The sequence below is a fragment of the Actinoplanes sp. NPDC051537 genome (assembly GCF_055586105.1).
Map to the genome: position 1 here is coordinate 1 of NZ_JBVJIU010000004.1, position 16,197 is coordinate 16,197.

17 protein-coding genes and 2 pseudogenes are annotated in these 16,197 nt (G+C 70.8%); 10 read left to right on the top strand and 9 right to left on the bottom strand.

Features of this window, described 5'->3' with window-relative positions:
- On the bottom strand, positions 1-605 hold a 605-nt coding region (locus tag ACZ6TB_RS09710), incomplete at its 3' end, for a hypothetical protein (RefSeq protein ID WP_465552561.1).
- 49 nt (positions 606-654) lie between these two features.
- Here ACZ6TB_RS09710 and ACZ6TB_RS09715 point away from each other — a divergent pair.
- Genes ACZ6TB_RS09715 through ACZ6TB_RS09725 form a run of 3 tightly spaced genes read left to right on the top strand, consistent with a single transcriptional unit; the run spans position 655 to position 3,492 of the window.
- Positions 655-1,152 carry a TspO/MBR family protein gene (locus ACZ6TB_RS09715; RefSeq protein ID WP_465552563.1) on the top strand — a complete coding sequence of 166 codons (498 nt, stop codon included), beginning with the start codon at positions 655-657 and terminating at the stop codon, positions 1,150-1,152.
- 40 nt (positions 1,153-1,192) lie between these two features.
- Entirely contained in the window at positions 1,193-2,872 is a 1,680-nt protein-coding gene (locus tag ACZ6TB_RS09720; RefSeq protein WP_465552565.1) for a family 43 glycosylhydrolase, read from the top strand.
- 17 nt (positions 2,873-2,889) lie between these two features.
- Complete coding sequence (locus ACZ6TB_RS09725; protein ID WP_465552567.1) at positions 2,890-3,492, top strand: YbhB/YbcL family Raf kinase inhibitor-like protein; 603 nt, start codon at positions 2,890-2,892, stop codon at positions 3,490-3,492.
- 177 nt (positions 3,493-3,669) lie between these two features.
- Here the strand turns inward: ACZ6TB_RS09725 and ACZ6TB_RS09730 are convergent.
- Both ACZ6TB_RS09730 and ACZ6TB_RS09735 read right to left on the bottom strand, forming a co-directional pair.
- Positions 3,670-3,774, bottom strand: a pseudogene (locus ACZ6TB_RS09730) (hypothetical protein); the annotation flags it as partial.
- Positions 3,775-4,226: 452 nt separating this feature from the next.
- Positions 4,227-5,420, bottom strand: a complete 1,194-nt coding sequence (locus ACZ6TB_RS09735) for an MFS transporter (RefSeq protein WP_465552569.1) — start codon at positions 5,418-5,420, stop codon at positions 4,227-4,229.
- Positions 5,421-5,481: 61 nt separating this feature from the next.
- Here ACZ6TB_RS09735 and ACZ6TB_RS09740 point away from each other — a divergent pair, with 61 nt between their 5' ends.
- Positions 5,482-6,456: an ArsR/SmtB family transcription factor gene (locus ACZ6TB_RS09740; RefSeq protein ID WP_465552571.1), complete on the top strand. Its 975-nt coding sequence runs from the start codon at positions 5,482-5,484 to the stop codon at positions 6,454-6,456.
- 214 nt (positions 6,457-6,670) lie between these two features.
- On the opposite strand, the gene ACZ6TB_RS09745 is transcribed toward ACZ6TB_RS09740, so the two are convergent.
- On the bottom strand, positions 6,671-7,438 hold the full coding sequence (locus ACZ6TB_RS09745) for an isocitrate lyase/PEP mutase family protein (RefSeq protein ID WP_465552573.1): 768 nt from the start codon (positions 7,436-7,438) through the stop codon (positions 6,671-6,673).
- A 102-nt stretch (positions 7,439-7,540) separates the two neighbouring features.
- On the opposite strand from ACZ6TB_RS09745, the gene ACZ6TB_RS09750 reads away from it, so the two are divergent.
- Positions 7,541-7,810: a DUF2277 domain-containing protein gene (locus tag ACZ6TB_RS09750; protein WP_465552575.1), complete on the top strand. Its 270-nt coding sequence runs from the start codon at positions 7,541-7,543 to the stop codon at positions 7,808-7,810.
- A 595-nt stretch (positions 7,811-8,405) separates the two neighbouring features.
- Positions 8,406-9,380 carry a polysaccharide deacetylase family protein gene (locus ACZ6TB_RS09755; protein WP_465552577.1) on the top strand — a complete coding sequence of 325 codons (975 nt, stop codon included), beginning with the start codon at positions 8,406-8,408 and terminating at the stop codon, positions 9,378-9,380.
- A gap of 90 nt (positions 9,381-9,470) precedes the next feature.
- On the opposite strand, the pseudogene ACZ6TB_RS09760 reads toward ACZ6TB_RS09755, so the two are convergent.
- The 3 genes and pseudogenes from ACZ6TB_RS09760 to ACZ6TB_RS09770 form a co-directional block, all read right to left on the bottom strand.
- A pseudogene (locus tag ACZ6TB_RS09760) lies at positions 9,471-9,560 on the bottom strand (DUF7586 domain-containing protein); the annotation flags it as partial.
- 63 nt (positions 9,561-9,623) lie between these two features.
- Positions 9,624-10,097, bottom strand: a complete 474-nt coding sequence (locus tag ACZ6TB_RS09765) for a hypothetical protein (protein WP_465552579.1) — start codon at positions 10,095-10,097, stop codon at positions 9,624-9,626.
- Positions 10,094-10,441, bottom strand: coding sequence for a serine hydrolase (locus ACZ6TB_RS09770; protein ID WP_465552581.1), 348 nt, complete (start codon positions 10,439-10,441; stop codon positions 10,094-10,096). The genes ACZ6TB_RS09765 and ACZ6TB_RS09770 overlap by 4 nt, the downstream gene beginning before the upstream one ends.
- Positions 10,442-10,458: 17 nt before the next feature.
- Between ACZ6TB_RS09770 and ACZ6TB_RS09775 the strand changes: the two genes are divergently transcribed.
- Together ACZ6TB_RS09775 and ACZ6TB_RS09780 are read left to right on the top strand one after the other, a co-directional pair.
- Entirely contained in the window at positions 10,459-10,995 is a 537-nt protein-coding gene (locus ACZ6TB_RS09775) for a TetR/AcrR family transcriptional regulator C-terminal domain-containing protein (RefSeq protein ID WP_465552583.1), read from the top strand.
- Between the two features lie 6 nt (positions 10,996-11,001).
- Entirely contained in the window at positions 11,002-11,394 is a 393-nt protein-coding gene (locus tag ACZ6TB_RS09780; protein WP_465552585.1) for a DnaJ family domain-containing protein, read from the top strand.
- Here the strand turns inward: ACZ6TB_RS09780 and ACZ6TB_RS09785 are convergent.
- Positions 11,384-13,003, bottom strand: coding sequence for a DUF6114 domain-containing protein (locus ACZ6TB_RS09785; RefSeq protein ID WP_465552587.1), 1,620 nt, complete (start codon positions 13,001-13,003; stop codon positions 11,384-11,386). The two genes, ACZ6TB_RS09780 and ACZ6TB_RS09785, sit on opposite strands and share 11 nt — an antisense overlap.
- 93 nt (positions 13,004-13,096) lie before the next feature.
- Entirely contained in the window at positions 13,097-13,720 is a 624-nt protein-coding gene (locus tag ACZ6TB_RS09790; RefSeq protein ID WP_465552589.1) for a DUF6230 family protein, read from the bottom strand.
- Between the two features lie 10 nt (positions 13,721-13,730).
- Here ACZ6TB_RS09790 and ACZ6TB_RS09795 point away from each other — a divergent pair, with 10 nt between their 5' ends.
- The gene (locus tag ACZ6TB_RS09795; RefSeq protein WP_465552591.1) at positions 13,731-13,913 is read left to right on the top strand and encodes a hypothetical protein; all 183 of its coding nucleotides are present in this window, start codon (positions 13,731-13,733) and stop codon (positions 13,911-13,913) included.
- 202 nt (positions 13,914-14,115) lie between these two features.
- The gene (locus ACZ6TB_RS09800; RefSeq protein WP_465552593.1) at positions 14,116-16,194 is read left to right on the top strand and encodes a transglycosylase domain-containing protein; all 2,079 of its coding nucleotides are present in this window, start codon (positions 14,116-14,118) and stop codon (positions 16,192-16,194) included.
- Positions 16,195-16,197 lie beyond the last annotated feature (3 nt).

Consider the following 16,197-nt stretch of genomic DNA (forward strand, 5'->3'; position numbering starts at 1 on the left):
TCGCCGGGCTGGTCGCGCGGGTCCGACCCGGCGTCGTCGTGCACACGTCGGCCGGCCCCCCCCCCCCCCCCCCCCCCCCCCCCCCCCCCCCCCACCTCCCCCCCCCCCCCCCCCCCCCCCCCCCCCTCTCCTCCCCCCCCCCCCCCCCCCCCCCCCCCCCCCCCCCCCCCCCCCACGCCGTAGAACCAGTAGCCCTCGGGCGGGGCCGGCAGGTCGCCGTTGACCAGGTCGCGCATCGCGTCGGCGAGGCCGGCGACCACGGCGCCGTCCACGTGCTCCTCGAAACGCAGGGCGAACGGCTCGCCGTCCCGGACGTAGCGGGCCTCGGCCTCGGCCCGGGTCATCGTGCCGCGTTCGCGCAGGCGGCGGCCGGCGTCGGCGATGATCCGGTGGACGAAGGCGCGCTGCTCCGCGGTCCAGTCCCGGTCGTCGAGCGGGAACTCCCAGGCCGCGCCGACCTGGGCGTGGGCGTGCAGGGCCGCCAGGACGTCGCGGTCGCTTCCCGGGGGCGCGCCCTCGATCGCCTCCAGCAGCAGGATGCCGAGGCTCACGTCGTACGCCCAGAACCAGTCGTCGCCGTAGCTCACCGAAACCGTCTTGCTCACGCCCGGGGATCTTAGTTTCGCGGGGCGGCCACGGGGCAGTCCCTCCGGCATGACGACGCATGCGGAGATCGGCGTACGGCGGCCGCGCGGGCGCCGGTGGTGGGCGCTCGCGCTGTTCGGGGTCGCCGTGGCGGTCGCGGCCGCCATCGGGGGACTGGGCGTGGCCGGTACGGCGGCCGAGTACAACAGCCTGCGGCAGCCGGCCTGGGCGCCGCCGTCCGGGGTGTTCGGGCCGGTGTGGACGGTGCTCTACGCGATGATCGCCGTGGCCGGCTGGCTGGTCTGGGAGCGGGTCGGCTTCCACCGGGTGCTCTGGCTCTACGCCGCCCAGCTGGTGCTGAACGCGATCTGGACACCGCTGTTCTTCGGGGCCGGCCAGTATGGACTGGCGTTCGCCGAGATCGTCGTGCTGTGGGTGCTGATCGGGGCGACCATTGCCGGATTCTGGCGGATTAAGCGGGGTGCGGCCTGGCTTATGGCGCCTTATTGGGTCTGGGTCACGTATGCGAGCGCCCTCAATCTCGCGGTCTGGATTATGAACCGGTAAGGCCTTGCCGGGCGGCGGTGATATTGACGACGATCCTTGAATGCGGATCGCTGCCTGCCGGACGTACGCCATCGTGGTCCTGCTCTTGATCGTCGGCTCCCTGCTCGGGGCGCCGGCCGGAGCCGCGGTCGGCTCGCCGCTCGTGCCGCCCGTGCCGCCTTCCCTCGGCGGGGTGGGCCGGATCGCCGCGGATCCGATCGCGCACGATCCGACGGTCATTCGCGAGGGGCGTTATTACTACGCGTTCATCACCGGGGACATCGGGACGCACACGTACCTGCCGATGAAACGGTCGGCGGATCTGCTCCATTGGGAGGAGCTCGGCCCGGTTTTCACCACGCCGCCGGCCTGGGTCGTCGCCGAGCTGGGCATCACGCCGGGCGATTTCTGGGCGCCGGACATCTCGTTCTTCGACGGCGAATATCACCTGTATTACGCGGCGTCCTCGTTCGGCACCAACAACTCGGTGATCGGGCTGGCCACGAACCGCACGCTGGACCCGGCGAGCCCGTCGTACCGGTGGGTGGATCGTGGGCTGGTGCAGCGTTCGTCCACGTCGGACAACTTCAACGCGATCGACCCCGACCTCGTGATGGACGCGCACGGTCAGCCGTGGCTGGCGTTCGGGTCGTTCTGGGACGGCATCAAGATGCGCCGGCTGAACGGGGACCCGACCCTCTATTCGCTCGCGTCCCGGGGCGGGGCCTCGATCGAGGGCGCTTCGATCGTACGGCGGAATGGCTTTTATTATTTGTTCGCGAGTCTCGATTATTGTTGTCGCGGCATCGACAGCGATTATCGCGTGGTCGTCGGTCGTTCCGCGTCTATCACCGGCCCCTATGTCGACCGTTCCGGGGTGCCGATGCTGTCCGGCGGCGGCACTTCCCTCCTGCGTGGCTACAACGAGTTCCGCGGGCCCGGCGGCGGTGACGTCTTCGGCTCCTACTACTTCCACCATTATTACGATTTGTACGACAATGGCGCGCCGAAGTTGTCGGTCCGGCCCCTTCGCTGGCGGGACGGGTGGCCCTCGTTCGGCGACCCGCTCTCCGGCTCGCGGGCCGTGGGGCACGGACCGGCCTTCATGTCGCTGGTCAGCCGGGCCGACGGCAGCGTGCTGTCCAACCCGTCCTGCGGTTACGAGGGCGCCGACATCGCCCTCGCCGCGTTCTCGGCCGGTGATCAGTGCCAGCAGTGGCGGCTCGACCCGCGCGACGACGGCTACGTCAGCCTCGGCAACCGCTTCAGCAACAAGGTCGCCGAGGTGGCCGCCTGCGTGAACGCGGACGGCGCCCGGGTGGCCCAGTGGGGCTGGCTGCACAACGACTGCCAGCAGTTCGCCCTCGACGCCGCCCCCGACGGCTTCACCTATCTGCGCAGCAAGCTCAACGGCCGGGTACTGCAACCGGCCGCGTGCGGCGGCGCCGGCAGCCCGATCCAGACCTGGACCGTCGCCGGCACCGCATGCCAGCAGTTCCGCCTCCAGCCCGTCGGCGAGGTCCTGCTCGCCGACGCCACCGGCACCCGCGTGCTCGACGCGTGCGGCCGCACCATCGCCTACCGCGAGCCGCACCCCGGCCCGTGCCAGCGATGGCGCTTCGCACACACCACCGACGGCGACTACCGAGTCGTCAGCGGCACGGGCCGCGCCCTGGCCGGCCACTTCGAGGGCGGCCGGTTCGTCAGCGGGTCGCTGGTTTCCGCAATAGACACGCCATAAAACACGGGAGGATCTCCATGCACCGCATCAGCCGCCGCACCGCCGTGATCGTCGCGGTAGTGCTGCTGGTCGTAGGCAGCGCCGCCGGCGCCTCGGCCGCCGCCGCGTTCCGCCATTTCGGTTACCACAAGGTCCGCAGCGGCCTGCCCACCGGCATCGGCCACTTCAAGCTGACCAGCTCGGACGTACGAGCCAACAAGCCGATCCCGGCCCAGTTCTGGGGTTGCGGCGACACCAGCATCTCCCCCCAGCTGAGCTGGCGGGGCGAACCCTCCGGCACGAAGAGCTTCGCGGTCACGCTGTTCGACCGCGACGCCCCCACCGGAAGCGGTTTCTGGCACTGGACCGCCTGGGACATCCCCGCCTCAACGCACTCCCTCCCGACGGGCGCCGTGCTCCCGTCCCCCGCCGTGAATGGCGTCAACGACGGCGGGACGAGTGGGTACACGGGCCCGTGCCCGCCCGAGGGAGACATCACGCACGACTACGTGTTCACGGTGGTGGCCCTGGACGTGCCGACGATCGAGCTGACGCCGGACACGCATGGTCCCATTGCCGGTTATGTGGTGGGCCAGCACGCTTTGGCCGCGGCGACGTTCACGGCTACGGCCCGTCAGTAGATTTGCCGCTCTGAGCCGGCGGCGCGCGGTGATCCTTGGATTGCCGTGCGCCGCTTTCGGTTTTGAGGCCGGCTTCTGGCGGGCCACTCTTGCGTGGTCTGCGGTCGTTTTCGCCCGCCGTCCATTTCGTCTGCCGTCGCCCTGGCCTGCCGTCGCCGTGGCCGCGTTCGCCTGGCCTGCGTTCGCCTGGCCTGCGTTCGCCTGGCCTGCGTTCGCCTGGCCTGCGTTCGCCTGGCCTGCGTTCGCCCGGCCCCTGTTTTGCCCGGTCCGCCGCGCCCTCACCTCGCGCCTTCACCGGCCCCACCCCGTTCACTGGGTGGGGCGAGATTAGACCGCGGGTGTGACAGTTTCACGGCGGCTGTCCACATCGGTGCTCGCGGTCGGGCGTTGCTCGCGGTCATGGCGTTGGTCGCGGTCATGACGTTGGTCGCGGTCGGGCGTTGCTCGCGGTCGGGCGTTGCTCGCGGTTGGCTGTTGCTCGCGGTCCGGCGCCGCTAGCGGTCGGGCGTCGGCCGGGGCCAGGTTGAGGGCTCGCAGGGCCGTGCGTCGGCCGCATGCCGTCTGTCCTCTGCGGTTACGTCACCCACCCCGTTCACTGGGTGGGGCGAGATTACGCCGCGGGTACGACATTCTCGCCGCGGCTGTCCACAACGCTGGAGCGCTCCGGTCGACCTCGCCTCTTGTGGGACGCGGATCCGATCGGCGGGCACATCGACGCCTGCACCCGACGACGCTCAGCCCGCGCTCACCGGCTCGCCGGCGGTCGGCGCTGAACGTCTCAAGCCCGGCACCAGCGCCGCCGTGATGCACGCCGACGCTACGGCCAGCGCGCCCATCGCGTGTGCGGCGCCGAGCACCGCGGCCAGCGAACCGCCTGTCGCGGCGCCGACGGCCTGGCCGACCATCAAGCCCGTCGAATACAGGCCGAACGCCTGGCCCCTCGTCGCGGGGCTCACCGCGCCGATCAGTCGTTCCTGCAGCGGGAGCGACGCCGCATAGCCGGCCGACGCCACGAAGCCGAGGATCAGGGCGATCGGCAGGGGCGGGGCGAACAGGAAACCCAGGTACGGCAGGGCCAGCAGCGCGCGCAACGGTTCGATCAGGGTGTCTCGGCGGTGGGGCGGGACGAAGCGGCCCATCACGACGTCGCCCAGGAGCATGCCGGCGGCGGAGGCGGCGAACAGGTAGCCCGCGCCGGTCTGGCCCGCGTAGGGGACGAACAAGGCCTCGCAACCGACGATCAGGCCGTTCGGGATCCACATCGCCAGGTACAGGGGGCGCGTTACGGGGGAACCGATCAGCTCTCGGTTCGCTTTCGCCGTACGGGAAATGAGGTTTTGGTCGGACGGTGCGCCCGGCCGTTCGCGGACGCCCAGCCTGAGGATCGACGCTGCCGTCGCCGCCGCCAGCGCGGCCAGCTGGAACAGGGTCGTGGGGGAGAACCAGACGAGCAGCAGGCCGCCGAGCCCGTAGCCGGCCACCTGCATCACGCCGACGGCGATGTTGAGGGTGGCGCGGCCGAGCACGAAGCCGTCCGCGGGCACGATGTCGTGCAGCAGGCGCATCGTCGAGCCGCTGGTGGCCGAGCCGGCCAGGAACGGGATCGCGAGGATCGCGAAGCGCCAGCCCCAAGGTAGGTGGGGGAGGGCCTGCAAGAGGAAGGCGATGGCGTACGCGATCGGCATGATCATGGAGGCGCGGCGCGGGGGCATCGAGTCCGAGGCGCCGAGGACGGTGGCCGAGCCGAGCAGCGTGATCAGCGGGCCGCCGAACATCGCCAACGCGGTGAGGACGGGGGAGCCGGTGCTCGCGTACGTGGTGGTGCCGAGCGCGAGGCTGCCGATCGAGATGGCCGCCATCGTGACGCACCGGACCAGGAACAGCGTCCGGAACTCGGGGAGGGCGAAGACCTCGCGGTAGGTACGCACGGCCCGAGTGTGGGACAGTCGCGGCGGCGGTCTCCAATGATTCGCGGAGAGGCGAAACGTCATGGGTTCCTGGCGCGTGTCGGCCGACCTGCTCGCGTCGAGCCGGTTCGTGGTGTCGCCGATGGCCGAGACGGTGGCCGCGCTCACCGTGCTCGAGCGGCCGTCGGGCCCCTGGCAGCAGGTCTTCCACGCGGCGAACCGGGACGCGTACGGCGAGATGCTGAATCAGAATCCAAGGCGGCGAGATCTCGTACGCCGGGCCTGGCGCCCCCGCCGAGGCGACCAGCCCGGATGGATGGCCGACTTCCTCGGCACCGTTCCCACCCGGCCCGGCATGTCGTTCGGGGACGAGCTCGACCAGCTCGCCGGCGAGTGGGACGACGACCGCATCCGCTCGGAGCTGTACACGATCCGGCCCGGCCGGCTCGCCGCGACGCTGCTGGGCCCGGGCCTGAGAACGGAACTGCTCGAGCTGCTGCACTGGGTGTGGACCGTGACCGTCGCCGCCGACTGGCCGCGCCGGCGGCGGGTGCTGGAGGCCGACATCGTGTCGCGCACCGGCACGCTGGCCACGCACGGCTGGTCCGGGGTGATCCCCACCCTCGGCGCGAAACGACAGTGGCTCGGCGACGGGCGGCTGCAGATCAACCGCTACGACCTGCCCGAGCGTGACCTGTCGGCCGCCGAGACGCTGCTGTTCGTCCCGGTGCACAGCAACGGCGGCTGGGTGGCCTGGCACGAGCCCACCCGCTACGCGATCATGTACCCGGTCACCGGCGCGCTCGCCCCGGCGACCGCCCCGAACGCCCGGGGCCTGGCCCGGCTGATCGGCGCGAACCGGGCCCGGTTGTTGCGCACGCTCGACGATCCCCGATCGACCACCCAGCTCGCGGCCGTCTGCGGTCTCCCGCTGGGCGCGGTCGGCAACCATCTCAAGGTGATGCTCGACGCCGGGTTGGTGCTGCGCCGCCGGGCGGGTCGTGAGGTGCTCTATTGGCGTACGGCGCTGGGCGATTCCCTGGTGGCGACCGCTTGAGGCGTTCGCGCCGTTCTCGCCCCGCGCCGTTGTGACCCGCGCTGTCCAGGCCCCACCCCGTTCACTGGGTGGGGTGAGACTAGGCGTTGCCTACGACATTTTCGGTGTGACCGTCCACAGGGTCAGGCCGTGCCGGTCCCGGCCCCACCCCGTTCACTGGGTGGGGTGAGATTAGGCGTCGCCTACGACATTTTTCGCGTGACCGTTCACAGGGTCAGGACGACAGGGCGTTGGCCTCGGCGTACGTGAGAACGTCGGAGGGGGCCGCGGCGCCGGCGGCGATCTCGCGGGCCGTTGTCACGGCGGCGTCCAGGGCCACCCGGAACAGAAGCGAACCGGTGCTGATCCGGGCCACGCCGAGGGCCGCCAAACCCGCGACGGTCATGCCGGGGAGCAGCAGGACGTTCAGCGGGGCGGTCAGCGCCGCGGTCAGGCCACGGATCTCCTCCGGAGCGGAGACAGCCGGGACGAAGACGCCGTCGGCCCCGGCAGCGACGTAGGTGCGCAGGCGCGGCAGGGTCTCGGCGCGGTCGGAAGCGGGCAGCCAGTACGTGTCGGTGCGGGCGTTGACGAACAACGCCGGCACCCGTGCCTTCACGGCGGCGATCAGGGCGGCCTGGTCGCCGGGGGCGGCCAGCGCACCGCCGGGGCGGCCGTCCTCCAGGTTGATCCCGGCGGCGCCGGCCGCGTGCAGGTCGGCGGCGTAGGCGGCCAGCTCGTGCGGGGAGCCGCCGAAGCCGCCCTCGACGTCGACCGTCAACGGGACGCCGAGGCGGTCGCGCAATGCGCGTACGAGAGCAAGCGTTTGGTCTTTTCCCTGTTCTTGACCGTCGGGGAGGCCGTGCGCGGCGGCCACGCCCAGGCTCGTGGTGCCGATCGCGGCGAAGCCGGCGGCGGCCAGCGCCCGGGCCGAGGCGACGTCCCAGGCGTTGGGCAGGACCAGCGGGTCACCGGGGCGATGCAGGTCGCGGAAGTCGGGCATGGGGTCACGCTAGACCGGGCGGCGTTCGGCGGCGGGCGAAGCGATTTTGTCGGACCCCCGGCGTAAGTTGAGCCCAGTCGCCGACCGGAAGGAGCACACGAGATGTGCCGCAACATCCACCAGCTGCACAACTTCGAGCCGCCCGCGACGGCCGACGAGATACAGGCCGCCGCCTTGCAATATGTGCGCAAGGTCGCCGGCGCGACGCGGCCGTCGCAGTCCAACCAGGCGGCCTTCGACCGGGCGGTGGCGGCCGTCGCGGCGGCGACCGCCGAACTGCTCGGCGAGCTGGTGACCACGGCGCCGCCGAAAAACCGGGAGATCGAGGCGGCCAAGGCGCGGGCGCGGGCCGAGAAACGCTACGCCTCCTGATCTTCGACCGATAACCGATGAAGGTCAGGCGATGACGCGCGCCCCGAAAATCTCCGGAACTTTCGGAGGAGTGCCCGATAAGTTTTGGAAGATGGCTCGACGTTTGATGTCTGAAGCTCGATAGATGACCCGTCCGACCTGCGGATTCATGACGATGCGCTACCGGCATCTTTCCGTAAGTTGTTGACAAGTTCGCGCGCACGGTCCAATACTTCTCGCAATCGACGGATCTCGATAACCCCCAGCGGAAGCACGCCGGCATCCACCAGCCGGTTCGTTTCCGGCTGCCCGTCCCCGGGCCGTCAACGAAAGAAGCGCGCACTATGTCCGAAATCCCCGCTCCCCCGCGCAGCCGCCGAGGCCCGCCGCCCCGGCTGCTGATCGGCAGCTTCCACCCGTCCGGCAACGCCCTACCGGTCGCTGCCCAGTTGGACCACGAACCCGCCGGCCGAGTACCGCGTGGCCGAGAACTACGGCACGTTCGGCAACTGCACCAGCACGCCCGGCTCGACCGCAGCGGGCGGGTCACGATGAACATCCCGACCAATGGCACGTGGACCTGGCCGACCGTTTCGTGCAGTGGGAGTTGACTACCATGCGAACCTTCAAGATCCTCGCAGCGCTCACGCTGGCCGCGGCCGGCACCGTCGTCGGCCTCGCCGTCGGCCCGGCGCAGGCCGCCACCTGCAACGGGTACGTCGGGCTCACCTTCGACGACGGGCCGTCCAACGACCACACGCCGGCCGTCCTCAACGCGCTCAAGCAGAACGGGCTGCGGGCCACCATGTTCAACGAGGGCCAGTACGCGGCCGCCTACCCGGCCCAGGTGCGGGCCGAGATCAGCGCGGGCATGTGGGTGGGCAACCACAGCTACACGCACCCGCACCTGATCCAGCAGAGCCAGGCTCAGATCGACAGCGAGGTCTCCCGTACGCAGCAGGCCATCGCCAACGCCGGCGGCGGGACGCCCAAGCTCTTCCGGCCACCGTACGGCGAGACGAACGGCACGCTGCAGTCGGTGGAGCAGAAGTACGGCCTCACGCAGATCATCTGGGACGTCGACTCCCAGGACTGGAACGGCGCGAGCGTCGACGCGATCGTCGCGGCCAACGCCCGGCTCGGCAACGGCCAGATCATCCTGATGCACGAGTGGCCGGCCAACACCCTGGCCGCGATCCCGCGCATCGCTCAAGGGCTGGCGAGCCGGGGCCTGTGCGCCGGCATGATCTCCCCGCAGACCGGGCGCGCCGTGGCTCCCGACGGGAGCGGCGGTGGCGGCGGGGGTGGCGGAGGTGGCGGTGGCAGCGGCAGTTGCACCGCCACCCTGTCCGCCGGCTCGGCCTGGAGCGACCGGTACAACCTGAACGTCGCGGTCACCGGCTCCTCCAGCTGGACGGTCACGATGAACGTCCCGTCGCCCGAGAAGGTGATCGCGACCTGGAACATCACCGCGTCGTACCCGTCGGCGCAGGTCCTGGTCGCGAAGCCGAACGGGAGCGGCAACAACTGGGGCGTGACGATCCAGCGGAACGGGTCGTCGACGTGGCCGACGGTGTCCTGTAGCGGCTAACTGGAAAGCGGCCCCGCCGGCACGCCAGCCGGCGGGGTCGACGCCGCCCGGGATCACCTCCGGCGGGTCGTACGGGCGGCGGGTGAAGACGAACGTGCCCAGGTCGAGGTGGGTGACGGCGCCCGACTCGTCGCGCCGCACGGTGAGGCGCTCGCCGTGGAAGTAGCCGTTCTCGCCCCGCCACCGTTCCGAGCGGGCGCCAGGGCCGGGGGATCCGTGGCCCCTGGTCGGCCACCAGCCGGATCAGGTCGGCGGCCAGCGTCGCGACCGGGAAGCCGGCCGTCGTGTTGGCCGGCGCCACCGCGCCGACGCCGTCGTCGTGGCTGATCCAGAGGGTGGCCACGAAGCCGGGCACGGACCCGGTGTGCCCGGACAGCAGCCGGCCCTCGTGCCGCAGGAGCTGGGTGCCGAGGCCGACGAGCGGGCCGCGGTGCTCAATGAGGTGCGCAGGCTGTACCCCATGTCCCAGCGGGCCGTCTCGGGCGGTGACGCCGGCCGCCGCATCTCCGCCAGCGACCCGGCCCCGAGAACCCGGTCGTCGCCGTTCAGCAGGAACAGCGCGAACGTCGCCAGGTCGCCGGCCGTCGACCAGAGCTGACCGGCGGGCGCCATCGAGCCGAGGTCGGTGGCGGGCCCGGCCATCAGCACGTCGGGCCAGGGGTGGACCGCCCAGCCGGTGGCGTGCGGCTCCTCGTGGCCGGCCGTCGTCCGCGTCATGCCCAGCGGCGCCAGCCCGCCGTGCCGGGCAGGTGGTCGTCGAGCCGATCGGCCAGCGCGAGCCGCCCCTCGTCGCGCAGCCGCAGCACCAGCACCGTGACGAAGGTCTTGGTCAGCGAGCCGATCCGGTACCGGACGTCCGCGCCGCCGCCGTCGCCCCAGGTCTCGGCCCACGCGACGGCGTCATCGCGGACGACGGCGGCGGTGGCCGAGGGCGCGCGGCCGGTCACCTGGCCGTGGCCGGCCGGTGGCGCAGGGCGCGGGCGGATTCCGGCAGCAGTGTCGACATGGGACACATCATGGGGGCTCGATCGGGTGACGGCCACCGAGCGGCCGGCGCGCATCCGGGAGAGGATGCGGTATGGCGGCGAACCGGCCCCCGGTCACCGAGCGGCAGATCCTCGACGCCGCCCTGGCGTTGCTCGACGCGGGCGGCGGCGCCTCGATCCGGCGGGTCGCGGCGGCCGTCGGGGTCGCGCCGACCACGGTCTACACCTATTTCCCGGAGTGGGGGGCGGTGGAGAGCGCCCTGGTCGAGCACGTGCTCGGCGCGGTCAAGAACCCGGACGGCCGGTGCTGGCGGGCGGCCGTCGAGGGGATGGCCGTCGACCTGCGGGGGCGGCTGGTCAAGCATCCGGGGGCGGTGCCGATCCTGCTCGGCGGCCCGATCGCGGGGCCGAGCGTCGAGCGGCTGCGGGACCGTCTCGTGGAGCTGCTCCTCGCGGCCGGCCTGGAAGCGGCGTCGGCGGTGCGGGGGGCGTACCTGCTGAAGGTCTTCGCCCTGGGCGCGATCGCGCTGGAGATCGCGGACGACGGGCACGCGGGCGGCGGTGAGCAGTATCTCTGGGGCCTGCGCCGGGTGCTGGACGGTCTCGAGCGTGAGGCGAAACTACACTGACAAAGCATGGTGCACTGGTACGAGTCGTCGATCGACCGGCAGCTGCGCGAGGCGACCGAGCGCGGCGAGTTCGACAACCTGGACGGGTCCGGCAAGCCGCTGCGGGACGCCGGCCGGGACTACCAGGAGGACTGGTGGGTCCGCGACTGGCTCGAGCGTGAGGGCGCGACCTCGGGCGTGATCCCGCCGACGCTGGCGCTGCGCCGCGAGGTCGAGGAGCTCGGGGCCAAGGTCGACCGGCTGCGCACCGAGCGCGAGGTCCGTGACTACGTCGCCGAGCTCAACGAGCGCCTCCGCAAGGCCCGGGTCGGGCTGATGGACGGCCCACCGGTGGTGCTCCCGCCGCGCGACGCCGACCAGGTCGCCGCCGCCTGGCGGGAGCGGCAAACTAGCCGTTGACCTGCAGCGGGTCGCCGGTCAGGGTGTCGCAGCGCACGTACGCGAGCTGGATCTGCACGTCGGTGAACCAGAGCACCGGCAGGGTCAGCGGCGGCGGCGAGTCGGGCGTGAAGGTCACCGGGATCAGGCCGAAGAGCTTGCCCTTGAACACCGGCGTGTAGAACTTCACGTTCCCGGTGGTGGTGAGCTCCTTGCTGTTGATGACCGTGGTGCCGCCGCTGGGCTCGTCGATGGTCAGCTTGAACGGCTTGTTCACGGCCTTGCTCATGCTGAACTTGAGCGCCTTGTACGACCCCTTCGCGGTCGGCATGTCGACCACGCCGTCGTACGTCGAGTCGTACATGGTCAGCGAGTCGACCTCCATGAGGCCGGGCTTGACGGCGACCGTCGGGATGTCGTCGGCGCTGGCCACCTTGCCGTACACGCGCGGGCCGAGGCAGGGGATGTCGTCGCTGCTGACGGTCGGCGACGGCTCGGTGGTGGCGTCCTTGGTCGGCTCGGTCGTCTTGGTCGGCTCGGTCGTCGGGTCGGTGGTGGGCTCGGTCGTCTTCGTCGGCTCGACAGTCGGCTCGGTGGTCGGGGCGGTGGTCGGCGCCGACGTCGCCTGCGACGTGCTCGGAGTGGACGACTCGTCGTCGCCGATGCCGAGAACGTTGCTGACGCCGTCGACGAAGTTCTCGATGCCCTCGACGACCACGTTCTTCTTCGCCGTGGGGGAGACCGTGGGGGATGCGGCCTTCGACGAGGTGGCCGGCTCGGCGGCGGCGCTGGTCTTCGTCGGCTCGGCGGCGGGCTCGGCCTTCTTCTTGGCGGGCGCGACCGCCTTCTTCTCGACTGAAATGACGGAAGCGCCGGCGGAGTCGGCCGAGGAAGCGATCGACCGCGACGGCATCCCCTTGGGGCAGTCGTCGGCGCTGGCCGGCAGGGTGCTGCCGATCACCAGGATGGAGGCGGTGACCGCCAGCGGCACGACCGCCAGCGTGATCGCCTTGCGGTTGCGGCCGAGCCGCGCGAGCCCGGAGCGCCGGTCCGCCTGCCGCGGGATCACGAAGCCGGCGGGACGAACCTGCTGCGACTCGTCCTCGTGCGGCCGGTCGTCGTGCCCGGCGATCTCGATCTGCTGGGTCTCGTCGATGTCCCGCCCGGAGGAGCCGGAGTTGAAGATGTCGTCGCCGACGTCGACCGGCTCGTCCTCGTCGTGGTCGGTCGGCTCGCCGGTGGGCGGCCCGTCGAGCGGTGTGCCCGGCCGCGAGCGCGGCGGGCCCCAGGCGATGATCAGCGCGCCGCCGAGGATGCCGAGCAGCATGCCGACGACGAAGCCGCCGAGGTTGAGGCCGATGAACGAGTAGAGCGCGGCCAGCAGCGAGACGATGCCGTAGAACAGGCGCTGCTGCGGGGTGAACCAGCAGAGGACGCCGCAGATCAGCAGGATCAGCGGCAGCACGTAGGACAGGAAGCCCTGCGGCCCGATGTGAATCTCGACCGCCCCGAGCGACATGTTGGCGCTCAGGAACAGCTCGATGCCCGACAAGATCAGGAACAAACCACCCCAGAACGGGCGGTGGCGCCGCCAGCGGCGGAACTTGCCCCAGAAGTTGTCGGTTGCCACGTGGTCCTCCGCGAGAAAGCAGAACGCGAGAAAGAAAAGGGTGAAGCATGAACGGGGCCCGCGGGTTCAAAGCCCGCGAGCCCCGGCATTAGATCAGAAACATTCCTTGCCGTCGCCCACGAACAGCTTCAGGCTCATGCCGGTCAGCTTGAACGTGCTCGCCGAGGTGGAGTACGCGATCTGGTGCAGACCGGTGATCGTGACGTCGTCGGCCTGCTGGCCGAAGCCGCCGACGTCGCCGCGCGGCACCGGGTCGGCCTTGTCCATGGTCGACGCGTCCTGGCCGATGTTGATGTTGGTGAACGTCGCGTCGCCGCTGAGCTCGGACATGCCGATCAGCAGGTTGTCGGCGTGCACCGGGTCGTTCTTGCCGGCCTCGATACGCAGGACGACCGGCCCGACCGCAACGGTCTGGCAGAGGTTGTAGATGTCCGCGCTCTTGATTCCGGACTTCGCGGCCACCAGGTACTTCTGGCCGGTCTGCTTCTGCACCGTCTCGGTGGGAAGCTGGCCGCTGTACTGGGTGAAGCCGTGGCCCACCAGCTTGTCGGCGGACAGCTTGAACTGGGTGCCGGAGACGGAGAAGTTGGCTGCCACGGCGCCCGAGGCGACCCCGGCCACCAGCACGCCCGCCGCGACGGTCGGAATGCCCATCGCGATGGCAAAACGGCGCCAGTTGGTGCGCCCCTCCGCCACGTCGCCTTGCGAATCCTTCACGGATCCTCCTATGAAGAGTCAGACGGCTCACGCAGGCCGCACCGCCATGGGCTCGCATCGACGAGAGACCCTGTCGATCAACCGCCAGCAGAGAGATCCGTCGATGCCGTCGTTTAACGTGCGGGAAATGTTGCCGCCCCTGCTCAGCGGTTACAAGTGGCAGAGCTACCAGTCAGTAACCCAGATCACTTGATCTTGGTGACGCAGAGTGACCTTGATCGCTGGCGGAGCCCGATTTTGCTTCCTAATCTGGACAGAACCGCGCTCCAGGGAAGATGTGACGGTCACCACCTGTATACCGAGTGGGAAAAGTTACGGATCGGTAACGAAACCCAGCGAGATCTCAGATTCGGGTGCTAACGACTAGAAGTCAGCCCATTGAAAGGATCTTGGGGATGGCATCAAGACGGCGCGGGGGCGCCCTGGCCCGGCTGAGCGGCGTGCTGATTCTGATCGGCGCGCTGGTCGGCGTCTCGGCGATTCCGGCCGGCGTGGTCCTGCTCTCCGCCGCCCACTGGTCCGACCAGCAGCGCGACGAGTTGCCGGCGCAGCTGGTCAACCCGCCGACCGCGCAGGTGACGCGGGTGTACGCGAGTGACGGCAAGACGCTGATCACGACGTTCTACGACGAGGACCGCCACGACGTCGCGATGAGCCAGATCGCGACCGTGATGCAGCAGGCGATCGTGGCCGCCGAGGACGTGCGCTACTACCAGCACGGCGGCGTCGACCTGAAGGGCGCCGTGCGGGCGCTGGTCACCGACGCCCGCAGCGGGGCGGCCGACCAGGGCGCCTCGACCATCACCATGCAGGTGGTGCGCAACGTGCTGAAGGAGGACCCGACGCTCACCGCGGCGGAGCGCGCCGACGCGACCGCCGACACCCCCTCCCGCAAGCTCAAGGAGGTCCAGTACGCGATCGAGCTCGAGCAGCGCCTGACCAAGCAGCAGATCCTGCAGAACTACCTGAACATCGTGTACTTCGGCGACGGCGCGTACGGCGTCGAGGCGGCCAGCCGGCGCATCTTCGGCGTCACCCCGGCCCGCCTCGACCTCGCCCAGGCCGCCATGATCGCCGGCATCGTGCAGTCGCCGGACGCGGACAACCCGGTCGGTGGGGACAAGAACAAGGCCAAGGCGCGGCAGCTGTACGTGCTGGGAGCCATGCAGAAGGCGGGCATGATCACGGCGGCGCAGCAGAAGTCCGCCGCCGCCGAGAAGCTGACGTTCTCCGGCAAGACCCAGCCCAATGGCTGCGTCGACTCGTCGGGCACGGGCGACGGCTGGGGCTTCTTCTGCGACTACGTGCAGCGCTGGTGGGACGGGCAGGCGCAGTTCGGCAGGACGACCGCCGAACGCGACTCGGCCCTGCGCCGCGGCGGCTACACCATCGTCACCACCCTCGACCCGGCCGTGCAGAAGGCGGCGGCCAAGCAGTCGCGGGCGGTCTACGGCCTGGACAGCAAGAAGGTGCTGCCGATCGCGGTCGTCCAGCCCGGCACCGGCAAGGTGCTGGCGCTCGCCGTCAACCGGCACTACAGCGCCGCGAAGGGCACCGCCAACACGGTGAACCCGCTGGTCAGCGGCGGTGGCGGGGTGTACGGCTACCCGTCCGGCTCGACCTTCAAGATGTTCACCATGCTGGCCGCGCTCGAGGCCGGCATGCCGCTGGACACCGGTTTCGACTCGCCGGCGAAGCTGCCCACCGAGTGGCCGGACAACGGGCCGGGCAACTGTGGCGGCAAGTACTGCCCCGGCAACGCGAACCCGGCCTGGATGGACGGCTACCGCACCATGTGGAACGCGTTCGGCCGGTCGGTGAACACGTACTTCGTGCACCTCGAGGAGCAGGTCGGGCCGGCCGCGGTGGTGGCCGAGGCCAAGAAGCTGGGCATCAGCTTCGCCTCCCCGGACGACGCGAACATGGCCGCGACCAGCGCCGCCGGCTGGGGCTCGTTCACGCTCGGCGTCATCGACACCACCCCGCTCGAGCTGGCCTCGGCCTACGCGACCGTGGCGTCCGAGGGCACCTACTGCGCGCCGACCCCGGTGCAGTCGATCACCGGATCGGACGGGAAGGCGGTCGCCGTGGCGACGAACTGCAAGCGGGTGCTCGACCCGGACGTCGCGCGGGCCGCCGCCGACGCCGCCCGCTGCCCGGTCGGCCAGCAGAGCGGCTACGGCAAGTGCGACGGCGGTACCGCCACCCAGGTCGACTCGATCATGGGCGGGCGGCCGGTGGCCGGGAAGACCGGCAGCACCGAGGACAACCGCACCGAGACCTTCGTCGGCTTCACCCGCACGATGGTCGCGGCCGGCATCGCGGCCGACCCCGCCAACCCCTCGGACCACGTGGGCAGCGCGGTCGAGTCGCAGGTGGTGACGGCGGTCGGGCGTACGCTGCGGGCCGCCGTCGGCGACGGCGACTACCCGGGCTTCACGATGCCGAGCGACGAGGTCGCCTTCGGGGGCTAAGCC

Bases quoted from the DNA above. Each gene is read 5' to 3' on its own strand.
- ACZ6TB_RS09800 (WP_465552593.1), top strand. From the start codon at position 14,116: ATGGCATCAAGACGGCGCGGGGGCGCCCTGGCCCGGCTGAGCGGCGTG.
- ACZ6TB_RS09745 (WP_465552573.1), bottom strand. From the start codon at position 7,438: ATGCCCGACTTCCGCGACCTGCATCGCCCCGGTGACCCGCTGGTCCTG.
- ACZ6TB_RS09795 (WP_465552591.1), top strand. From the start codon at position 13,731: ATGAAGAGTCAGACGGCTCACGCAGGCCGCACCGCCATGGGCTCGCAT.
- ACZ6TB_RS09775 (WP_465552583.1), top strand. From the start codon at position 10,459: ATGGCGGCGAACCGGCCCCCGGTCACCGAGCGGCAGATCCTCGACGCC.
- ACZ6TB_RS09715 (WP_465552563.1), top strand. From the start codon at position 655: ATGACGACGCATGCGGAGATCGGCGTACGGCGGCCGCGCGGGCGCCGG.
- ACZ6TB_RS09740 (WP_465552571.1), top strand. From the start codon at position 5,482: ATGGGTTCCTGGCGCGTGTCGGCCGACCTGCTCGCGTCGAGCCGGTTC.
- ACZ6TB_RS09755 (WP_465552577.1), top strand. From the start codon at position 8,406: ATGCGAACCTTCAAGATCCTCGCAGCGCTCACGCTGGCCGCGGCCGGC.
- ACZ6TB_RS09725 (WP_465552567.1), top strand. From the start codon at position 2,890: ATGCACCGCATCAGCCGCCGCACCGCCGTGATCGTCGCGGTAGTGCTG.
- ACZ6TB_RS09780 (WP_465552585.1), top strand. From the start codon at position 11,002: ATGGTGCACTGGTACGAGTCGTCGATCGACCGGCAGCTGCGCGAGGCG.
- ACZ6TB_RS09750 (WP_465552575.1), top strand. From the start codon at position 7,541: ATGTGCCGCAACATCCACCAGCTGCACAACTTCGAGCCGCCCGCGACG.
- ACZ6TB_RS09765 (WP_465552579.1), bottom strand. From the start codon at position 10,097: ATGACGCGGACGACGGCCGGCCACGAGGAGCCGCACGCCACCGGCTGG.
- ACZ6TB_RS09770 (WP_465552581.1), bottom strand. From the start codon at position 10,441: ATGCGCGCCGGCCGCTCGGTGGCCGTCACCCGATCGAGCCCCCATGAT.
- ACZ6TB_RS09720 (WP_465552565.1), top strand. From the start codon at position 1,193: ATGCGGATCGCTGCCTGCCGGACGTACGCCATCGTGGTCCTGCTCTTG.